The sequence below is a fragment of the Microbacterium sp. MYb72 genome, from assembly GCF_002979415.1.
In the GTDB taxonomy this organism is placed as follows: Bacteria; Actinomycetota; Actinomycetes; order Actinomycetales; family Microbacteriaceae; genus Microbacterium; species Microbacterium natoriense.
Window position 1 is genome coordinate 1 of the sequence record NZ_PCOT01000014.1, and the last position, 20,187, is coordinate 20,187.

The 20,187-nt window shown below is 68.6% G+C and carries 19 protein-coding genes; 4 read left to right on the plus strand and 15 right to left on the minus strand.

The features are described from left to right. The first annotated feature begins 220 nt into the window (after positions 1–220). Positions 221–1,114, plus strand: coding sequence for a DNA-3-methyladenine glycosylase (locus CQ047_RS09410; RefSeq protein WP_105674557.1), 894 nt, complete (start codon positions 221–223; stop codon positions 1,112–1,114). A gap of 118 nt (positions 1,115–1,232) precedes the next feature. Here CQ047_RS09410 and CQ047_RS09415 read toward each other — a convergent pair whose 3' ends face one another. From CQ047_RS09415 to CQ047_RS09440, 6 genes are all read right to left on the minus strand, one after another. Beyond that, positions 1,233–1,787, minus strand: a complete 555-nt coding sequence (locus tag CQ047_RS09415) for a YceI family protein (protein WP_105674559.1) — start codon at positions 1,785–1,787, stop codon at positions 1,233–1,235. Between the two features lie 165 nt (positions 1,788–1,952). Beyond that, a complete protein-coding gene (locus CQ047_RS09420; protein WP_105674561.1) occupies positions 1,953–2,321 on the minus strand; it encodes an FKBP-type peptidyl-prolyl cis-trans isomerase in 369 nt (122 codons plus the stop codon). 86 nt (positions 2,322–2,407) lie between these two features. After that, positions 2,408–3,220, minus strand: a complete 813-nt coding sequence (locus tag CQ047_RS09425) for an ABC transporter permease (RefSeq protein WP_105674563.1) — start codon at positions 3,218–3,220, stop codon at positions 2,408–2,410. 7 nt (positions 3,221–3,227) lie between these two features. Next, on the minus strand, positions 3,228–4,055 hold the full coding sequence (locus tag CQ047_RS09430) for an ABC transporter permease (protein WP_105674565.1): 828 nt from the start codon (positions 4,053–4,055) through the stop codon (positions 3,228–3,230). 67 nt (positions 4,056–4,122) lie between these two features. Then, the gene (locus CQ047_RS09435) at positions 4,123–5,307 is read right to left on the minus strand and encodes an extracellular solute-binding protein (protein WP_105674567.1); all 1,185 of its coding nucleotides are present in this window, start codon (positions 5,305–5,307) and stop codon (positions 4,123–4,125) included. A gap of 46 nt (positions 5,308–5,353) precedes the next feature. Next, complete coding sequence (locus CQ047_RS09440) at positions 5,354–6,424, minus strand: ABC transporter ATP-binding protein (RefSeq protein ID WP_105674569.1); 1,071 nt, start codon at positions 6,422–6,424, stop codon at positions 5,354–5,356. Positions 6,425–6,540: 116 nt separating this feature from the next. Here CQ047_RS09440 and CQ047_RS09445 point away from each other — a divergent pair, with 116 nt between their 5' ends. Then, positions 6,541–7,338 carry a FadR/GntR family transcriptional regulator gene (locus CQ047_RS09445; protein WP_105674571.1) on the plus strand — a complete coding sequence of 266 codons (798 nt, stop codon included), beginning with the start codon at positions 6,541–6,543 and terminating at the stop codon, positions 7,336–7,338. A gap of 35 nt (positions 7,339–7,373) precedes the next feature. After that, positions 7,374–8,084 carry a cache domain-containing protein gene (locus CQ047_RS09450; protein WP_105674573.1) on the plus strand — a complete coding sequence of 237 codons (711 nt, stop codon included), beginning with the start codon at positions 7,374–7,376 and terminating at the stop codon, positions 8,082–8,084. Positions 8,085–8,242: 158 nt separating this feature from the next. Here CQ047_RS09450 and CQ047_RS09455 read toward each other — a convergent pair whose 3' ends face one another. Together CQ047_RS09455 and CQ047_RS09460 are read right to left on the minus strand one after the other, a co-directional pair. Beyond that, entirely contained in the window at positions 8,243–8,944 is a 702-nt protein-coding gene (locus CQ047_RS09455) for an alpha/beta hydrolase (protein WP_105674575.1), read from the minus strand. Between the two features lie 12 nt (positions 8,945–8,956). Further along, complete coding sequence (locus tag CQ047_RS09460; protein ID WP_258132573.1) at positions 8,957–10,381, minus strand: PrsW family intramembrane metalloprotease; 1,425 nt, start codon at positions 10,379–10,381, stop codon at positions 8,957–8,959. An 88-nt stretch (positions 10,382–10,469) separates the two neighbouring features. On the opposite strand from CQ047_RS09460, the gene CQ047_RS09465 reads away from it, so the two are divergent. After that, positions 10,470–11,339 (plus strand): fumarylacetoacetate hydrolase family protein, encoded by an 870-nt coding sequence (locus CQ047_RS09465; protein WP_105674577.1) that lies wholly within the window; start codon positions 10,470–10,472, stop codon positions 11,337–11,339. 12 nt (positions 11,340–11,351) lie between these two features. Here the strand turns inward: CQ047_RS09465 and CQ047_RS09470 are convergent, their stop codons facing one another. The 7 genes from CQ047_RS09470 to CQ047_RS09500 form a co-directional block, all read right to left on the minus strand. Beyond that, a complete protein-coding gene (locus tag CQ047_RS09470) occupies positions 11,352–12,485 on the minus strand; it encodes a LacI family DNA-binding transcriptional regulator (RefSeq protein ID WP_105674579.1) in 1,134 nt (377 codons plus the stop codon). 53 nt (positions 12,486–12,538) lie between these two features. Then, positions 12,539–14,377, minus strand: coding sequence for a glycoside hydrolase family 3 protein (locus CQ047_RS09475; protein WP_105674582.1), 1,839 nt, complete (start codon positions 14,375–14,377; stop codon positions 12,539–12,541). A 46-nt stretch (positions 14,378–14,423) separates the two neighbouring features. Continuing rightward, positions 14,424–15,311 carry a carbohydrate ABC transporter permease gene (locus CQ047_RS09480; RefSeq protein WP_105674584.1) on the minus strand — a complete coding sequence of 296 codons (888 nt, stop codon included), beginning with the start codon at positions 15,309–15,311 and terminating at the stop codon, positions 14,424–14,426. Positions 15,312–15,315: 4 nt separating this feature from the next. Beyond that, positions 15,316–16,266, minus strand: a complete 951-nt coding sequence (locus tag CQ047_RS09485) for a carbohydrate ABC transporter permease (protein ID WP_105674587.1) — start codon at positions 16,264–16,266, stop codon at positions 15,316–15,318. Between the two features lie 4 nt (positions 16,267–16,270). Next, complete coding sequence (locus CQ047_RS09490) at positions 16,271–17,536, minus strand: extracellular solute-binding protein (RefSeq protein ID WP_105674589.1); 1,266 nt, start codon at positions 17,534–17,536, stop codon at positions 16,271–16,273. 163 nt (positions 17,537–17,699) lie between these two features. Continuing rightward, positions 17,700–19,160, minus strand: coding sequence for an aspartate ammonia-lyase (locus CQ047_RS09495; RefSeq protein ID WP_105674591.1), 1,461 nt, complete (start codon positions 19,158–19,160; stop codon positions 17,700–17,702). Between the two features lie 79 nt (positions 19,161–19,239). Then, positions 19,240–20,160 carry a metallophosphoesterase gene (locus CQ047_RS09500; RefSeq protein WP_105674593.1) on the minus strand — a complete coding sequence of 307 codons (921 nt, stop codon included), beginning with the start codon at positions 20,158–20,160 and terminating at the stop codon, positions 19,240–19,242. Positions 20,161–20,187 lie beyond the last annotated feature (27 nt).

The window sequence follows — 20,187 nt, forward strand, 5'->3', positions numbered from 1 at the left end:
CTCGGGGCGGGACTCGTGCTGGCCGTCGGCACCCTCGCCACCTTCACGGCGCTGTGGTTCCCGCCGCTGCTGGGCGGGTTCATCGTGATCGCCCTCGTAGCGCTGCTGGCCCGGAGGAATCCGCGGTTCCGCGCCTACGACGCGGAGAGCCCCGAACCCTGAGCCCTGGGTTCTGACGGCAGACCGCAGCGATGTCGGAGGTCGGGTGCAGAGTGTGGGTATGAGCACCTCCATCCGCACGGCCACGCTGCCGCTCACGGGGCCTTATGACCTCCGCGAGGTCGCACTCATGGGTTTCGGGCACCGCGACGAATCGTCCTTCGACGGCGTGATGCGCCTGGCTTTCTGCACGGACGCGCTCGACACGCAGGTCGGCGTCGAGGTGCGCCAGACCGAGGGCGCGCTCGCGCTCACGGTGCACGGCGACGGAGACCTCGGAGCGATCTCCGCTCAGGTCGCGCGCGTCGTGTCCGCCGATCAGGACGGAGACGCGTGGTCCGCGGTCTGCGCAGCGGATCCGGTCCTCACGCGGGTGCACGCCGAGGCTCCCGGCTTCCGTCCGTCGAACTTCCACAGTCCGTACGAGGCGGCGGTCTGGGCGACGCTCTCGGCGCGGCGCTCGCGACGCCAGGGCATCGGCCTCCGCCAGCGGCTCTCACTCGCGCACGGCGCCGCGTTCGAACTCGCCGGCCGCACCGAAGCCGCCCTTCCCCTGCCGCATCAGCTGCTCGCCCTCGATGCGGTGCCGGGGCTGCCTGCCGACCGCATCCCGCGGCTGCACGCGATCGCCCGCGCGGCGCAGGAGAGCCTGCTCGACGTGGCGCGCCTCACCGCCATGGACCCCGCTGAGGCCATGGCCGACGTGCAGCGGCTGCCTGGTATCGGCCCCTTCTACAGCGCGCTCATCGTTATCCGCGCGTGCGGGCTGACCGATGTCCTCTCGACTCAAGAGGACCACTCGCGGGCCGCCGTCCAGAGCCTCTACGGCCTCGACCACACGCCGAGCGATGACGAGCTCGCGCGCATCTCCGAGGCCTGGAGGCCCTTCCGCACATGGGCGGCGGTGTCGCTGCGAGCCGTCGGTTCGCGTCTCTCTCCCCCGGCCGACGGTTGACCGCCGACGGCCGGCGGCCCAGAGCCGGCCTGCAGGCATCCGACACACCCCGGACTCCGGATACGCCGACGGCGGGCGCCGAGAGTATCGACGCCCGCCGTCGGGGATGCGGGTGCGATCAGTCCTGCTGCAGGACGCCCTGCAGGTCGAGGTTGATCGTGATGTCCTTGCCGACGAGCACCCCACCGGTCTCGAGAGCGGCGTTCCAGGTGAGGCCGAAGTCCTCGCGGTTGATGACGGTGGTCGCGGAGGCGCCTGCCTTGTACGAACCCCACGGGTCGGAGCCGAAGCCGCCGAAGTCGAACGCGAAGCTCACGGGCTTCGAGACGCCGCGGATGGTGAGGTCGCCGTCCACGAAGAAGTCGCCGTCCTCCACACGGGTGCCGGTCGACACGAACTCCATGGTCGGGAAGTTCTCGGTGTCGAAGAAGTCCGCGGAGCGGAGGTGGGTGTCGCGGCCCTCATCCTTCGTGTCGATCGAGGAGACGTCGACGCTGGCGGTGACCTTGGCCTCGAGCGGGTTCTCCGGAGCGACGAGCGTCGCGGACTTGATGCCGAACGTGCCGCGCACCTTCGAGATCATCATGTGACGGACGCTGAAGGTGACCTCGCTGTGCGCGGGGTCGAGCACCCAGGTGCCGGAGCGGTAGCCGGGGATGTCGATGCTGGTCATGGTGTCTCCTCTGAGGATCTGACGAAAAGTCCGGCCGCGTGCGCGGCGTCAGAGTGGTGCAACTTGCATTCACGGACATGTATTCCCGTGAATGAAGATTCTTCTCCGGAATGACGAAGGCGCCCCGCCCCCGAGGGAGCGAGGCGCCTTGCGCAGAAGTGCGGATCAGCCGACGGCGACCAGATCGATGATGAAGATCAGGGTCTTGCCGGAGAGGAAGTGCCCGCCGCCGACCGGGCCGTAGGCCAGGTGCGGAGGGATGACCAGCTCACGGCGTCCGCCGACCTTCATGCCCGGGATGCCGTCCTGCCAGCCCTGGATGAGCCCGCGCAGCGGGAACTGGATGGTCTCGCCGCGACCCCACGAGGAGTCGAACTCCTCGCCGGAGTCGAACTCGACGCCGGCGTAGTGGACGGTCACGGTGTCGCCGGGCTTCGCCTCGGCGCCGTCGCCCACGATGATGTCGCGGATGACGAGCTCAGCGGGAGCGGGGCCGGCGGGTGCGTCGAACTCAGGCTTCGTACGATCAGTCATGACTCCATCCAACCCGAGCCCCGACCCCCGGTCAACGCGAGCGCACCTGCTCACAGCGAACACTCCGGCGACCGCCGAACGAGGTCTCAGTCCCTGTCGGCGAGGTCCCTCCCGAGGCGCTGCGACACCCACACCGGGATGAACGAGGCGAGGATGACGACGGTGGCGACCACGTTCACGACGTTCGCCTCGTTGGGCCTCGCCATCTGGTTCATGATCCACAGCGGAAGGGTGTCCACCCCGGGCGGGGCGGTGAAGATCGTGACGTACACCTCGTCGAAGCTCAGCGCGAAGGCGAGGATGCCGCCGGCGATGAAGGCACTGCGGAACTGCGGGAAGGTGACCAGACGGAAGGTCTGCCACGGCGTCGCCCCCAGGTCTCTCGACGCCTCTTCGATGCCGGGGTTCAGCCGGCGCAGGCGGGCGAGCACGTTGTTGAACACCATCACGATGCAGAACGTGCCGTGGGCGATGATCATCCCGAAGAAGCCGACCTGGATGCCGATGGGCTCGAGGATCTGGTTGTAGGTGTTGCTCAGGGCCACTCCGGTGACGATGCCGGGCAGCGCGATCGGCAGAACGACGAGCAGGTTGACCGCACGCTGGCCGAAGAACGAGTACCGCTGCAGCGCGAAGGCGACGAGCGTTCCGAGGACGAGGGCGATCGCGGTGGCTCCCGCCGCGACCAGGATCGAGTTCAGGAGAGCCCCGCGCACGGGTTCGCTCGCGAACGCCTTGCCCCACCACTCCAGGGAGAAGGAGCTCACCGGCCAACTCGCGATCCGCGCCCCGTTGAAGGAGTTCAGCACCACGAGCAGCAGCGGCACGTACATGAACACGAGGATCGCGGCGACGAGGATCCCGAGGATCGTCTTGGAGGTCCTGGACAGTCTCAGCATGGCTGCCTCACATCCTTTCCAGTGCGCCGGTGCGCTGGACACCGACCAGGTAGATCACCACGAAGGCGATGGGCACGAGGGAGAACGCCGCGGCGATGGGCGGGTTGAGGTTGATGTTGGATGCGATCACGCTTCCGATCATCTGCGTCGACCCCCCGACGAACTTGGCGACGAGATAGTCGCCGAGACTCAGCGAGAACGTGAAGACCGAGCCGGCGATGACGGCCGGCTTGATGAGCGGCAGGACGACCGTCCTGATCGTGCGCCACGACCCTGCGCCGAGGTCGGCCGACGCGTCGAAGAGATTCGGAGGCAGCTGTCGGATCGCGGTGTACACGGGCACGGCCATGTAGGGCAGCCAGAGATAGGTGAGGGTGAGGATCACGGTGAAGGCGCTGAATCCAGGCCCGCGCCCGCCGACGGGGCCGACCAGCCAGTTGAAGAACCCGTCCTCCGTGAACGTGATCCTCATGGCGAGGACCTTCACGAGATAGCCCGCCCACAGCGGCAGAGTGATCGACGCCGCGAGCACACCGCGCAGCCATGGCGAAGCCACCTTCGCCATGAAGATCCCGAGCGGGATGGAGATGAGGATGCACACCGCGGTGACGGCGAGGGCGATCCCGAGAGTGCGCAAAGACGTGGAGAGGTAGGCCGGATTCGCGATGAGCTGTTCGAAGTTGCGGAGCGTGAACCCCGGTTTCACCTTCGAGGTGAAGGGATCGGTCACCCAGAAGGCGGTCACCAGCAGCATCACGAGGGAGAAGATGTAGACGCCGATGAGCCAGGTCATCGGCAGGGCGAGCAGCCCCGCGATCCGTGCGCGTCGCTTCATGGTCAGTCCTGTCTCGAGAAGTCGAGTGCGGTGGGGCGGAGCCCGAGCAGGCTCCGCCCCCGGTGGATCAGTTCTTGACCGTCAGCCAGGCGTCGGTCCACTGCTGGAAGTTGGTGCAGGTCACGTCGGTCCGCCCGTCGATGCACTGCTCGATCGGGGTCGTCCAGAACCAGACCTTCTTGAAGTACTCCTCGTTCGTGGCGTTGTAGTACTCGCAATGCGCCTTCGCCTCGTCGCTCGTGTCGCAGAACGCCGCGTTCGCCGGCGCCATGCCGAAGTTCATCGCGATCGCGCCGTTGACCTCGGGCGAGGACGCGTAGTCCATCCACGCGTACGCGCAGTTCGGGCTCTTCGCCTCGGCAGCGAGCATCCACGCGTCCGACCATCCGGTCGACCCTTCCTCCGGCAGCACGCTCTTGAACCTGTCGTCCTCGGTGAGCTTGCGCAGCACCTCCCACGACGTGCCCAGCACCGTGGTGCCGCCGGCGAACGAGGTGATCTGAGCCGCAGGATCGGCCCAGTACTCCGAGACGATGCCGTTCTGCTGCTTCAGCAGGTCGACCGCGGCGGCGAGCTGCTCCTCATCCAGGGCGTACGGGTTCTTGATGCCGAGCTCCGGTTCGTGCGCCATGAGGTAGACCGCGGCGTCGGCGATGTAGATCGGCGCGTCGTAGGCGATGATCTTGCCCGCATACGGACTGTCCTTCTCCCAGGCCACGTCCCAGCTGGTGGGCTCCTCGGTGACGACCTCGCTGTTGTACTGCAGGATGTTCGCGCCGCGGCCGATCGGGATGCCGTAGGACTTGCCATTGATCGTGTCGTAGAGCTGCCCCTTCATCCCCTCGACGATGTCGTCGCCGAAGTTCGGGATCAGCTCGAGGTTGAGCGGCTGCACATCGCCGCCGGCGATGAGGCGGAGGCTCGCGTCGCCCGAGGCCGACACCAGGTCGTAGTCCCCCGTGCGCATGAGCTGCACCATCTCGTCGCTGGTGCCGGCGACGCGGCGGTTCACGACGCACCCCGTCTCCTCGGTGAACGCGTCGCTCCAGTCGGACTCGACGAAACCGCTCCAGGCGACGATGTTGACCTCTCCCTCATAGTCGCCGAGCTCCTTCTGCATCGGGATGTCGGGGACGTCGATCTCGAGCTGGCCTCCCCCCTCCGCGGGGGCATCGGTCGTTCCGGAACAGGCGGACAGGGAGAGCACGGCGACGGCGGTCATCGCCGACACGGTCAGGATCTTCTTACGCATGGATCGCTCCTTTGTGATCAGTGCTGCAGGTGGGTGTACGGGTGTTTCAGGGGAGCCGCGCCGCATGGTCAGGTGTCCACGCGACGCGGACGTGGTCCCCGCGGCCGAAGGCGGCTCCCGCCGCGGGGTGGTGTGCGTTCGGGCGTTCGGCGATGATGTCGGCTCCGGCGTCCGTCGAGACGAGGAATCGCGTCGCCGGCCCTGTGTAGACGACCTCGCGGACGACCCCCGTCAGCGAGACCTCGCCCTCGTCGTGCGCGTCGTCGGCGCCGAGCAGCCGAACGCGCTCCGGCCGGATGCTCATCGTGCGGCTGTCGCGCGTGAGCTCTTCCGCGAGGTCGCCCCCGATGAGGTTGGAGAGACCGAGGAAACGCGCGACGAACTCCGTCTGAGGGAACTCGTACACGTCGCGTGCTGTCCCGATCTGCTCGATCCGTCCGTTGTTGAAGACGGCGACGCGGTCGCTGAGGGTGAGCGCCTCTTCCTGGTCGTGCGTCACGAAGATGAACGTGATGCCCACTTCGCGCTGGATCTGCTTGAGCTCGATCTGCATCTGCTCGCGGAGCTGCTTGTCGAGCGCTCCGAGAGGCTCATCGAGCAGGAGCACCTGCGGGCGCAGGATCAGCGCACGGGCGAGGGCGATGCGCTGCCGCTGTCCTCCGGAGAGCTGATGAGGGAGTCGGCCGGCGACATGGTCGAGACGAACCTGCTCGAGCGCACGACGCACGCGCTCGGTGCGCGTGGCCTTGCCCTCTCCCCTCACCTTGAGCCCGTAGCCCACGTTCTCCGCGATGGTGAGGTGCGGGAACAGCGCGTAGTCCTGGAAGACCGTGTTCACCTGCCGCGCGTGCGGCGGCGTGCGGGTGACGTCGACCCCGGACAGGCGGATGACGCCGCTCGTCGCATCCTCGAACCCGGCGATCATGCGGAGCACCGTCGTCTTGCCGGAGCCGGAGGGACCGAGCATCGAGAGGAACTCCCCCGATGCGACCTCGAGCTCCAGGTCGCGGACGGCGGTGAACTCGCCGAACGACTTCGTGACGCCGTGCAGAGTCACGGCGCCATCGGTCTTGGGGGGATCGGCGACTGCGTCGGCGACGGGGGCTGTGGCGATCATCTCGCGCTCCTCGGATCAACGTCGAACTCGGAAGGTTTCCTAAACATATAAACACAGAGGTAATATTTCAAGTACCGATTTTGTCGCGTTCACCGACAAGGGTGGAGAATCTGAAGATGGAACCGATTGCAGCGCCCACAGAGGCCGCCGCCGATTCCGCTGCGACGGCGCCGGAGAGCCGCGTGCAGCAGCATCCTCACCGCCTGCAGGGGGCGCTCTTCCAGCCGATCGGAGACGAGGGCCGCGCCGAGCTCGTCGAGCGCAGGCTCGTCGACGCGATCACCCGCGGCCATCTGCGGGCCGGCGAACGGCTTCCCACCGAGGCGGATCTCGCCAAGAGCCTCGGAGTCGCTCCTGTCACGGTCCGCGAGGCGCTCCTCGCCCTGCGCGGGCGCGGGCTCGTCACGACACGGCGCGGACGCAACGGCGGCAGCTTCGTCGCGGAGCACGCGGACCCGCTCTCCTTCGCCCGTGAGGCCGTCCGGTCGACCTCACGCGTGGCCCTGCGCGATCTCGGCGCGCACTACGCGGCGATCACCGGGGCCTGCGTGCGTCTCGCGGCACGCCGAGCCGATCCCACGGAGACGCAGCAGGTGCGGCGGCGCATCGAGCGGCTGAGCGAGCTGGACGGCGATCAGCAGCGCCGTCTCCTCGACGACGTCCAGATCGAGATCGTGGCGCTGAGCCAGTCCGCGCGTCTGACCAGGGAGCAGATGAAGCTGCAGGCAGAGCTCTCGCCGTACCTCCGCCTTGTCGCGTCGGAGAGCGATGACAGACTGCGACAGGCCCGGCATCTCGCCGCCGTCATCGACGCGGTCGAGGCCGCGGATCCGGATGCCGCGGGCGCCAGGACCGAGCTCATGGTCTCCGAGACCATCGACGCACTCATCCAGCTGCAGGCTGCAGCCGGCTGACAGATGACCGACATCGACGTGCACAGGAGGACGCGATGACCACAGGAACCGAGACCACAGCGGTCGAGGCCGCGGCCGAGATCGTCCGGGGATACTTCTCCGAGCCCATCCGCGCGCTGCGCGCCTGGGCTCCCCGGTTCGCAGCACAGGTGGCGGACGTTCGCGCCACCAGCCCGCTCACCAGCGCGAGGATCGATGCGCTCGTCGAGCCGCACGCCCTCGCATCCCTCGAGCTGCCCGGCGTTCCCGTGTACGGAGCGGGTTTCATCGCCGCGATCGATCTCCTCGCCGACGCGCGCAGCCACCTCGCGTGGTGGCAGGGCGCCGACCGCCGTCAGCTGGTGCTCGCCTCCCAGACGGTGAACAAGGAGGACATCGACTACAGCGCCCTGGAGTGGTATCGCGTGCCGATGACCACGGGAGAGTCGCATGTCGCCGGCCCGTACGTGGACTACCTCTGCAGCGACGAGTACACCATCACGATCGCCGTCCCCGCAGACATCGACGGGGAGCGCATCGGCGTGGCCGGCCTCGATCTGCTCGTGGCCGCCGTCGAGAAGGAGCTCACACCGCGCTTCATGGCACTCGGCCACCAGGTGACCCTCACCAACGGTGTCGGACGCGTGGTGGTCTCGACCGATCCGCGGTGCGCGACGGGCGACTCGGTGCGCGGCAGCCGGCTCGCCGCTCTCCCCCGGATCGCGTGCGAGGGTGTGGCCCTCGATGTGATCGTCGAGGAGATCTGACCCCGAAGGGGGCGCGAAGAAACCTCTTGACACCCGAGAGCACCGGGTGCACCCTGTTTACAGATCAACTCAGCGCCCGGTAGACATGCAGGCATCGCCGCAGCACCGGGCGCTGAGTCTTGCTACGACGTACCACTGCGACCGGAGCCTCGGCCCGCTCACTCCCGACCGGAACGGGCTTCTGCGGCGTACCCCTCGAGCATCACCGCGAGCTCGACGGGGCGGCTGAGCGGAACGCAGTGGCTCCCCGTGATGTCATCCGCGACGACACCGAGCCGCTCGAGTGCGAGCGCCCTGAGGAACTCCGGCGGGAAGAAGCGATCCTCGGTGCAGACGATGTACTTCGTGCTCACGCGGGGCCACTCGGCCAGCGGCCAGGGCGCCGCCATCGCGGCAGAAGACGGATGCGCGCGCTCCTTGCTCATCGCCTCCTCGGCGAGTTCGCGCGGCACGTCATGATAGAAGCTCACGAAGGGATCCTCGTTGCCCGTGAGGCCCCCGTCGCGCTCCGCGGCTGCGGCGACCGCGTCGCCGCAGCCGGTGCGCGTCCACCATTCGTCGGGCGACTCCCCCGGTGAAGGGATCATGCCGGCGAGGAGCACGAGAACGTCGGCCGACAGCCGCTCGGCGAGGATGGGAGCGGTGAAGGCTCCCATCGAGTGCCCCACCACGACCAGATCGTGCAGCTCCCCCACCTCCGCGACGACGGCGTCAGCGTAGTCCGCGAACCCCTGGGTCCCGTCGCCCCCAGGCAGATCGGGCGCGAACACCTCGTGGCCGCGCGCGCGGAGCTCGGCCCCCACGAGGTGCCAGGACCAGCCGACGTCACCGGCGCCGTGGATGAGGAGGAACGCGCTCATGACCGTCTCCGCTCAGTACGCCAGCAGTGCTGCCCTGGTGGCACGGGTTCGCACGAGGAGCGCCTGTTCGTCCTGCGCGGCGAGCGGATCCCGCCCGGTGATCGCACGCTGACGCACCGATGCCAGCGTCGTCGCGTCCTTGATGAACTCGCGCATCAGCGGACGCCTGTCGCCCCGGAGCTGCGCAGCCCAGCTCATGCCGACCTTGCGGCCACCGGGGGTCGCCAGCATGTTCACCTCCTCGGGGGTGAACCACCCGGCCGCCGCGTACTCGCCCAGACGCGACCGCGTCAGGCGCGCCTCCTCCCGACGGAGCGCGACGATCCCGAAGATGAAGCCGACGAACAGCGGCACCTGCAGCGTGAAGTACAGCAGGAAGAAGTCGGAGAAGGTGGCGGTGCCGTTCCACAGCGCGTGTAGGAGCATCGCGCCGATCCAGCCGAGAACCCCGAACCCGAGGGCCGCTCCCGCTGACGCGTGACGACGCGCCGCCAAGCCGATCGCGAGGCCGGTGAGCGAGGTGAACATCGCGTGGGCGAACGGCGACATCAGAGCGCGCACCACGAAGGTCATCGTCAGCTGGGGACCTCCGCCCTCGATGAGGCTGATCGCGAAGTACTGGATGTTCTCGGTGAACGCGAACCCGGCGCCGACCAGCGCGCCGTAGACCACGCCGTCGACCGGCCCGTCGAAGCTCCGCCTGGCGATGAGGAAGATGAGGAAGACGCCGACGCCCTTCCAGAACTCCTCCACGACGGGCGCCTGCACGACCGCAGCGGCCGCGTCGCTGCGCGGGCCGAAGAAAGCGCTGAGACCGAAGTCCACGAGCAGCGTGAGCCCGATGGCGGCGATCGCGCCCCAGGCGATCGCGAAGAACACCAGGAGCTTGGGCTCAGGCTCCCACCTGTCGATCATGCGCACGACGAAGAACACGATCGTGAGCGGGATGAGCGCCAGGACGAGCCCGATGACGGATGCCCAGGTGCCGAGGAACATCGCGAAGTAGCCGATCAGCGCCATCAGCAGGAAGCCGAGGAGGCCGAACAGGGAGTAGAGGGCGATGCGGCCGCCGCGCCGCGGTGCCGGGAGCGACGGGAGCCCCCGAGCCGGTGACGGCGCGACGGGAGCGGGAGGCGCGTAGGGAGTGGGCTGGGCGAGCACCGATCCGTAGACCGGCTGCTGGGCGAAGGCCGCCGGCGTGTAGTCCGACCGGGCGTACTGCTGAGCACCGTACTGCGGTGCAGGAGCGCCGTAGGGCGGCTGAGGCGACTGCGCCGGCGGCGCATAGTGCGGTGCGGGTGCGCCGTAGGGCGGCTGCGGCGGGGGTGCGTACTGCGGAGCGGGCGCCGCCGGCGGACCGGGCTGCGGCGCCGGCTGAGGCTGCCCGGCGGGCGGCGGAGTGTACGGCGATGGCTGGAACGGTCCTCCGGAACTCATAGGCACAGCATATTGGCCACAATCAGGATCCTCCCGTCATGGCGACTTCCTCCAGGCGGCGCAGCGGCATGGCGGCTACCGTAGAGGTATGCGGTTCGCTCATCTGCGCCGTGCCGACTCCCCCGCCGCTCATCTCGCGGTCGTGGAGGGCACCGACGCCATCCTCGTCTCTGATCTCCTGTCCGACCCTCCTGCCACCCTGCAGCAGCTGATCGAGGGAGGCGACGAGACTCTGGACGCCCTGCGCTCCGCGCTGTCGGAGGCGGCGGCGCCGCGCCACCCGCTCGACGAGTGGGCGTTCGCATCCGCCGTCCTCGCGCCGCCGGCCGTGCTGGCCGTCGGGCTCAACTACGCCGCGCACTCCAGCGAGCTCGGTCTGAAGACCGATGCCGCCCCCACCGTCTTCACTCTGTGGCCCAACTCGCTCACCGGTCACGGAGAGACGACGACCTGGCCGCGCGCGCTCAGCGAAGCGGTCGACTACGAGGCGGAGCTCGGCGTGCTCATCGGCACGCCGGCGAAGGACGTCGCCGAGGCCGAGGCCCTGAGCCACGTCTGGGGCTACACGGTCGTCAACGACATCACGGCTCGCAACGTCCAGTTCGCCGAGGCGCAGTGGTCTCGCTGCAAGTCCTTCGACGGGTTCACCCCGACGGGTCCGTTCGCGGTCACCGCCGACGAGATCCCCGACCCGCAGGATCTCCACATCTGGGCCGTCGTCGACGGCCACACCGTGCAGGACGCCACCACGGGGCAGATGGTGCGGTCGGTCGCGAAGCTCATCGCGCACCTGTCGCAGTCGCTCACGTTGCTGCCCGGCACGCTGATCTCCACCGGAAGCCCGGGCGGCGCCGGCTACTCGCGTGACCCGCAGATCTTCCTGCGCGACCGCTCCACGGTCACGGTCGGCATCGACGGCATCGGCGAGCTCACCACGCACTGCCGCATGATCGACTGACCGCGGTCGCCGTCAGCCGGCGCAGCCGCAGCTCTCACCGCGCTGGAGCCCGACGCCGAGGCGCACGGTCCTCGGCGCCATCGAGCCGTCGCCGGGGTCCGTCAGCAGAAGGTGCGCGGCGATCCTGCCCATCAGTTCCATCGGCTGACGGATCGTCGTGAGCGTCGGCGTCGTCGTGCGAGCCGCGAGGATGCCGTCGAATCCGACGATGAGCACATCGCGAGGCGCCTCGACGCCCTCGGCGCGCAGCACGTCCATGAGGGCGATGGCGACCTGGTCGCTCGCGCAGACGAGAGCATCCGGCAGCGTGCCCGCGCGAGCACGGGCGACGACGTCGGCGAAGTCCGGCGCGATGTCGAGGTCGACCTCGTCGAGCTGCTCCCCCGTCACGGCGTCTCCGCGTTCGGACAGGATCCGGAAGAACGCGTCCCCGCGCTCCGCGTAGTCGTGCGAGAGGCGCGCGCCGATCCACCCCAGCGTCGACGCGCCGTGCACGTCGACGAGGTGATCGATGAGTAGTCGTTCGCCGCCGACGTTGTCCACGAGAACGTGGTGGCCGTCGCCGGTCTCGCTGCTGAGCACCACGACGGGGAGGTTCGACGCCACCGAGGCGAGAGAGGCCATCGCCGACTTCCCCGGCAGCACCGCGAGCCCGTCCACCCGTCCCGCGGTGTCGGCGACGTCGGACAGTCCCGTCCCGCCCGTGCTGAGCAGCACGGCGCGGCCGTTGCGCTTGCACTCCAGCACGAAGCCGCGCTGCACCTCGTCGACGTAGAGCGGGAACGTCTGGGGCTCGCTGAGGCGCGCATCCTCCACGGCATCCCAGGGCACGAGCCCCGCGTCGAGATCCAGCGTCTCGATGTCGACGCGCTTCTCGTGGGCACCCGGCTGCTGCGGCAGAGCGCCGTCCTGCGGGCCGTCGAGGAGCAGATCGAACAGGTGGAGACCGAGGACACCCGTGCGGCCCCTGGCGAGGTTGCGGGCGGAACCGCTCGGCACGTAGCCGATCTCCCGCGCCGCCTCCAGCACGGCATCCCTCGTCTCCGGGCGGACCTTCTCAGGCCTGCGGAATGCGAAGGACACCGTCGCGATGGAGACGCCCGCGCGTTCGGCGACGTCGTAGACGGTGGGGCGGCTGGACGCCATGGACACCTCGCTCTCTGGGCGATTCTACTGACGGCCGCAGACTCCGGCCGCCGTCAGCTCAGGGTGAGTCCGCTGCGCAGCGGGTACAGCGGATCAGCGGTGTCCCCGGGAACATCGGCCCTCGATCGGCGCACGGCCTCCATCGACCGGGGTATCTCCACGGGCAGGGTTCCGCGGAGCGCGACCCTCCCGGAGAGCGCCGCGAGCACCGCCTCGTCCGAGCTGCCGAAGTCGACGACCAGCGCGGACGCGAAGGGCACGAGCGGGGTGAGGATGCCGGGGCGGTCGAGGTTCACGATCACCACGAGCGGACAGTGCGCGGCGATGCGCTGCAGGCGCACGACCAGTCCGGGAGGGAACTCCAGGGACCCCTGATGGAACCATCGTTCGAGGAAGAGGTCGTCGCGCGGCTCGAACGGTGCTCCGATCCTCACGATCGCGAGATCCGCGTCCTCCGGACGCGGCACCGAGCCCGCGTACTCGTCCAGCGCACTCTCGCGCACTCCCTCCGCATACACACGGAGGCGCGCGCCGCCGAAGAGCGGAAGCACCCCGTCGCGGTTCTCGAGCACGGTGACCGACTCCGCCTGCGCCCGGAAGCCCTCCGCGCGGAAGGCGGCCGAGCCGACGATGCGTTCGGCCTCGTCCTCATCGACGAACGGGTCGTCGAACAGGCCCAGCTGGAACTTCACGAGCAGGATCCGCCGCACCGACTCGTCGAGCCGCGCCTCCGGAACCGCACCGGACGCGACGAGCTCGAGGAGCAGTTCCACGCACTCCTCCCCTCCGAACTGGTCGGCGCCCGCGTCGAGGAGCATCCGCATGCGCTCGATCGGCGTGAGATGCTCGACGCCCCATGCCCGCGCCGGCAGCACCTGATCTCCGACGTGGTTGTCGTTGACGAGCTCCCAGTCGGTGACGACGACGCCGTCGTAGCCGAGCTCCTCGCGGAGGAGGTCAGTGATGATCTGACGGTTGTACCCGAAGCCGACCTCGGCGATGCGCTCGCCGTTGCGCACAAGATCGACGGGCATGCCGTAGTACGGCATCATGCCGGCGGTGCCCTGCCTGATGGCCTCGACGAACGGCTTCAGATGCTCCTCGAAGCGTCCGCCGGGGTAGACCTGCTCGCGCCCGTACGGGAAGTGCGCGTCCTCCCCGTCCAGCTGCGGCCCGCCGCCGGGGAAGTGCTTCGTGGTGCACGCCACGCTCTGCGCGCCGAGCTTCTCGCCCTGGAAGCCCTGCAGATACGCCGCGGTGATCTCGGAGACGCGGTCGGCGTCGTAGCCGAAGGTCTGCGCCTGACGCCCCCACCGCGCCTCGGTGGGCAGGTCGATCTGCGGATGCAGCGCCGCACGGATCCCCACGGCGAGGTACTCCTGACGCGCCGTGTCGGCGAAGCGCCGGATCAGGTCGATGTCGTCGATCGCGGCGAGCCCCATCGCCTCCGGCCACTGCGAGAACGGACCGGCGGAGAAGGCGACTCCCGTGTTCTCCACGAAGGCGTGCCGCGGGTCGGTGCTGATCGTGACCGGAATGCCGTGCGGCGTCTGCTCGGCGAGGCGCTGCAGGTTGTTGTTCCAGCGCGCCCCGTCGCGCGCCGTCCGCATGGCGTGCACGTTGAAGTGGCTGAGGTGCTTGCGGAGCACGACATCCGATGTCGGCGACTTGGAGATCGCGCCCGGGGTCTCGAGCACCTCGCCGTCGGGCCCGATCTCGATGACCGTCTGGAACATCAGCCCGGCCTTCTCCTCGACGGACAGACGTCCGAGCAGGTCCTCGGTGCGCTCAGCGGGAGACAGACGCGGATCCTCGTACGGATCCATCGTCCCGTTTCCGTTGAGATCGCGGTACTCGACGCCGTCGCTCGACGTGCGGAGGTGGGGGTTCATGCGTGTCCTGCTTTCCGTGGGACGGGGAGATGACGAGAGATGCCGCCTACTTCAGCCCGGTCGTCGCGACACCGCGGATGAACCAGCGCTGCAGGAAGACGAACAGGAGGAGGATCGGCGTGATGACGAGGACCGAGCCGGCGAGCAGCAGGCCGTAGTCGGTCGCGTTCTGTCCCGTCGAGTAGAGCGACAGGGCGACGGGGAGCGTGTACATCTCCTGCGTCTGCGCTGCGACGAGGGGCCAGAGGAAGTTGTTCCAGGAGGACAGGAACGTGAGGATGCCGAGGGTCGCCAGCGGCGGCCCGCACAGCGGCATGACGATGCGCGTGAAGATGCGCCACTCCCCTGCACCGTCCAGTCGAGCCGCCTCCAGCAGCGGCTCGGGGATGCCGAGCATGAACTGGCGCATGAGGAACACCCCGATCGGCGCCGTCAGGAACGGCAGGATGAGTCCGGGGAACGTGTTCACCAGACCGAGCGCGGAGACCATGACGAACAGCGGGACGAACGTGACGACGCCGGGCACCATGAGGGTGACCATGACGAGCCCGAACAGCGCCTTCTTGCCGGGGAACTCCATCTTGGCGAGCGCGTACCCGACCATCGAGCAGAACACCATGTTGCCGAGCACGGTGACCACCGCGACGACGAGGCTGTTCACGAAGAAGTGACCAAAGTCGAGCGGACCGAACCAGGCGGCGAAGTTCTCGCCCGTGGGGTTCTCCGGCCACCAGGTAGGCGGTCGGCGGAGGATCTCCCCCTGCGTCTTGACGGAGCCCAGCACCATCCAGACGAAGGGGATCAGCCACAGCACGAGTCCGACGGCCAGGACGGTGTAGGTGAGAGCGCGGCCGCTGCGGCCCGTCGAACGGCGCCGCTTCGGACGGCGGTGCGCCGCAGCATCCGCAGCGGGGGCGAGCGTGGAGGTCGTCATGGCGTCAGTCCTTCGAACGGAGCAGCCGGAACTGCAGCAGGCTGATCAGGGCGATCGCGAGGAAGAGCACGTAGCTCGCCGCCGACGCGAGTCCGTACTCCCCGAAGCCGAACTGCTGATACGTGTAGAAGGCGACGGAGAGCGTCGAGTCCAGCGGGCCGCCCTTGGTCATCACGAAGGCCTCCTCGAAGAACTGGAGGTAGCCGACGGAGATGAGGACGGCCCCGAGGAGCAGAGTCGGCCGGAGCAGCGGCAGCGTCACCGAGATGAGACGACGCCAGGGTGAGGCGCCGTCCATCGTGGCGGCCTCGTTCACGTCTTCCGGCACGGCCTGGAGCCCCGCGAGGAAGATCACCATGAGCGTGCCGACGTTGCGCCACACCGCCATCATGATGAGCGATGGCAGCGCGAAGGCGGGGTCGTTGAGCCAGTTGGGGCCGTCGATTCCGACCAGCGCGAGTGCCGAGTTCAGCAGCCCGTCCGGCTGCAGGATGTAGCGCCACACCACGGAGATCGCCACGATGCTCGTCACCACGGGCGCGTAGAAGCCCACGCGGAAGAACGAGACGATCCGTCCGCGCCCGTTGTTGAGCGCGAGAGCGAGAGCGAGAGCCACGATCATCGTGATCGGGATGCCGACGAGCACGAAGATGCCGGTGACCCCGAGGGAGGTGAGGAATCGGGAGTCGGCGAACAGGGTGAAGAACTGCTCGAGACCCACGAAGTTCACCGCGAACGGGGACCTGATGTCGCGCGCCGTGAAATCGGTGAACGACATCGCGAACGATCCGACGATCGGGAACAGCATGAAGATCGCGAACACGACGACGAACGGGAGGGCGAAGCCCCAGGCGACGAAGGCCTGACGCCTGCGACGCACCGCGCCCAGGCTTCGTTTCCCCTCGCCGCGAGGGCCGCGGACGGCCCTCTCGGCGGTGGCGGTGGATGCGGACATCGGCTCAGTCCAGCCCGATGGTGTCCGCTTCGCCCTGCAGCGTCTTCAGCACGTCGGCGACGTCGCCCGTCCCACGACGGAGGGCCTCCAGCGCCTGGTCGCCCTTGGCAGCGACCTTGACCCAGCTCGTCGTCACCGGCGGCGCCTTGGCGGTCTCCAGCTGCGTGCCGAACGTCGCGAGTCCGGCATCGCCGGCGACGGCCGACTCCTTCCACGCCGCAGTGGATGCGGGCAGGTCACCGGTCGCCTCGAAGAACGCGGCCTGCGTCTTCGGCTGGCTCAACCAGTCGACGAGCTTCCATGCGGATGACGCGTTGTCGCTGCCGTCGAACACGACGAGGTTCGCCCCGCCGCTGAAAGACACGGAGCCGTCGAGAGCCGGAAGCACCGCCGTCGTGTACTTGTCGGCGAAGCCTTCGCCGCCGACGGCTTCGAGCTGGCCGCGCAGGAACGGCCCTTCGACGACCATCGGCGCGGTGCCGTCGACGAACTCGGCCTCGGTCGCGCCGGGAGAGGTGTCGACGTTCGGGTCGGCGATGCCGTCCGTGAAGAAGCTCTGGTAGTACTCCAGCCCCTTCGTCATCTCGGGGGTGTCGAGAGTCCAGTTCTTGCCGTCGGTGAGCTCGGCCCCGGCCGACCACGGCATCCACATGGCGCCCTGGAAGGAGTCGTTGCCCGCCGGCAGGCGCATGCCCCACGTGGAGCCGCCCTTGCTCTGCATGTCGGCGGCCATCTGCGACAGCTCTTCCCAGGTCTTGGGCGCCTCGCTCCAGCCCGCCTTCTCCGCGATGTCGGTGCGGTAGTAGAGCACGCGCGTGTCCACGTACCAGGGCACTCCCGCGGCGCGGTCGCCCACCTTCGTCGTGCTCAGGGCCCCCTCGAAGAAGCCGTCGGTGGAGATCTGCTCCGGAACCGTCGCGAAGGCGTCGGCGAAGTCGGCCATCCAGGTCGTCCCCATCATTGCGATGTCGGGAGTGTTGCCGCCGGCGATGGCGGTCTGGATCTTGTTGTGCGCGGCATCCCAGGGGATCGGCGTCACGTCGATCTTCACATCGGGATTCTCCTTCTGGAACGCCTTCACGAAGTCGGGAAGGGCCTCGCCCTCCGCCCCCATGGCCCAGATCGAGATCGTGCCCGTCGCGGGTCCGTCGTCGATCGTCGTCGTCTCGCCGGGTCCGGATGCGGCGTCATCCGTACGCCCGCATCCGCTCAGCAGCAGGGTTGCAGCGGTCAGAGCCGCCACTCCCCCCAGCACGCTCGTGAACTTCACGTCTTCCTCCTCGAATCGCTCGCTCAGAATCTATGCGCTTAAACTCGCATGTCCTGCTATCTAAGCGCATAGATTCTCGATCGGCAACCCCTGCCGCGCGCACCCCGCTCCCGAAACGCAGAACAGCCCCGGCGCGGTGCGCCGGGGCTGTTCTGAGAAGGGATCAGATCTCTACGAGGTCGTCCGGGGTGACGATCGGGATCGCCGCCGTCACGGCCTCGAGCCCGGACAGACGCGCCGGGGAGAGCTGCTTCGCGACCTCGTCGCGCGACATCAGCCCGGCCTCCACGACGAGGTCTGCGACGTTGCGGTTCGTCAGCAGCGCCGTCTTCGCGAGGGCTGCGGCCGCCGCGTAGCCGATGAACGGGGTGAGGGCCGTGATGACGCCCACCGAGGCTCCCACCATCGCACCGAGACGGTCGCGGTTGGCCGTGATGCCGTCGACGCAGTTCACGCGGAGCGTCCACATGGCCTGGCGCATCCAGGTGATGGACTGGAAGATCGAGTGCGCGATGACGGGCTCGAAGGCGTTGAGCTGCAGCTGCCCCGCCTCCGCGGCCATCGTGACCGTCATGTCGGCGCCGGCGACGGCGAACGCCACCTGGTTGACGACCTCGGGGATGACGGGGTTGACCTTGCCGGGCATGATGCTGGACCCGGCCTGCATGGCGGGGAGGTTGATCTCGCCGAGACCCGCCTGCGGCCCCGACGACAGCAGTCGCAGGTCGTTGCAGATCTTCGAGAGCTTCATCGCATTGCGCTTCAGCGTCGAGGAGAACGACATGAACGAACCGGTGTCGCTGGTGGCCTCGACGAGGTCACCGGCGGTCACGAGGTCGAGCTCGGTGATCTCGCGCAGGTGCTTGAGCACGGCGGGCGCGTAGTCGGGGTGGGTGGTGATGCCGGTGCCGATGGCGGTCGCGCCCATGTTGATCTCGAACATCAGCGACGCGTTCTCGGTGAGGCGCGAGTGGTCGTAGCCGAGCGTGGTGGCGAAGCCGTGGAACTCCTGACCGAGCGTCATCGGCACGGCGTCCTGGAGTTGCGTGCGTCCCACCTTGAGGACGTCGTGGAACTCGCGGGACTTGCCGAGGAAGGAACGACGGAGGAGGTCGAGCTCCTCGAGCAGGGAGCGCAGCGTCAGCGACAGTCCGATCTTGACGGCGGTCGGGTACACATCGTTCGTGGACTGGCTGCGGTTCGTGTGGTCGATCGGCGACAGGAAGGCGTAGTCGCCCTTCTCCCGTCCGGCCATCTCGAGCGCGATGTTGGTGATGACCTCGTTCGCGTTCATGTTGGTCGAGGTGCCTGCACCACCCTGGATGACTCCGACCGTGAACTGGTCGTGGAACTCGCCGTCGATCACCCGCTGCGCCGCACGATCGATCAGGTCTGCGCGCTCGTGGTCGAGGACGCCGATCTCGCGGTTCGCGCGGGCACTGGCCTGCTTGACCATCGCGAGGGCGACCACCAGATCGGGGTACACCGAGATCGGGCGCTTCGTGATCGGGAAGTTCGCGTCGGCGCGGGCGGTGTGGATGCCCCAGTACGCGTCGGCGGGGATCTCCATGCTCCCGAGGGAATCGGTCTCTGTACGGGTGAGGGAGGGCGCGGCAGAAGCCATGTCACATCCTTGTGGGTCGTGGCGAGTGAGAAGTATGGGGGATGCCACAAGTCTACGCCTGCGCCGCGGCCGCGCCCGTTCAGCGACCGCGTTTGCGGGAGAACGCCTCGAGCCGTTGCTCGGGCGAGAGGCGCGCCATCCGCTCCAGCCACTCCGGCGAGAAGTACGTGCCGGTGTAGGCATCGGTCACGGGGACCACCGCATGCGTGATCGTGTCGGGGTGCACGTGCACCAGCTGGAACGCCTGAGCGGCGTCCATCCCGTTGACCTCCGCCGCGGGCAGGGCCACGTTCATCGTGTAGCACGTCGCCGACGCCACGCTCACGGGAACGCCCGCGAACATCCCGTGCGAGGAGTAGTGCAGGTGGCCGGCGAGGATGCCGCGCACGTCGCTGCCGCGGACGATCTCGGCGAGCTCGTCCTGATGCCTCAGCTCGAGGATGTCGAACAGCGGCAGATGACTCGGCAGCGGCGGATGGTGCATGGCCAGCAGCGTTCCGTGCGGGGCGGGCTCGCTGAGCAGATCGGCCAGCCAGTCGAGCTGCGCGCGGTCGAGGTCCCCGTGATGCCAGCCGGGCACGCTGGTGTCGAGAGCGATCAGCCGGAGTCCGTCGAGGTCCCAGACGCCGGTGACCGGCTCCTCGGTGGGGCTCAGATCGAGGAGACCGGCCCGCAGCGCGGGGCGCTCGTCATGATTGCCCGCGACCCAGACGACAGTGGTGTCGAGCGCGTCCGCCACCGGTTCGACGGCGTCGCGGAGCCGGCGGTAGGCGTCGGGCTCCCCCAGGTCGGCGAGGTCACCCGTGATGACGATGGCCGCCGGATGGGGGTGCACCGCGCGGATCGCGTCGAGGGTTCGCCCGAAGTTCGCCTCCACGTCGTAGCGCCCGCCCAGCCGCGCACCACCCGCGAGGAAGTGCGGATCGCTGACGTGGATGAGCACGTGCGATGCGGGCCGGTGTCTGCCGAACGCGTACTCGGCTCCCTGGGGCTCGGACATGGCTCCAGCCTAGGCGGCGGGACAGAC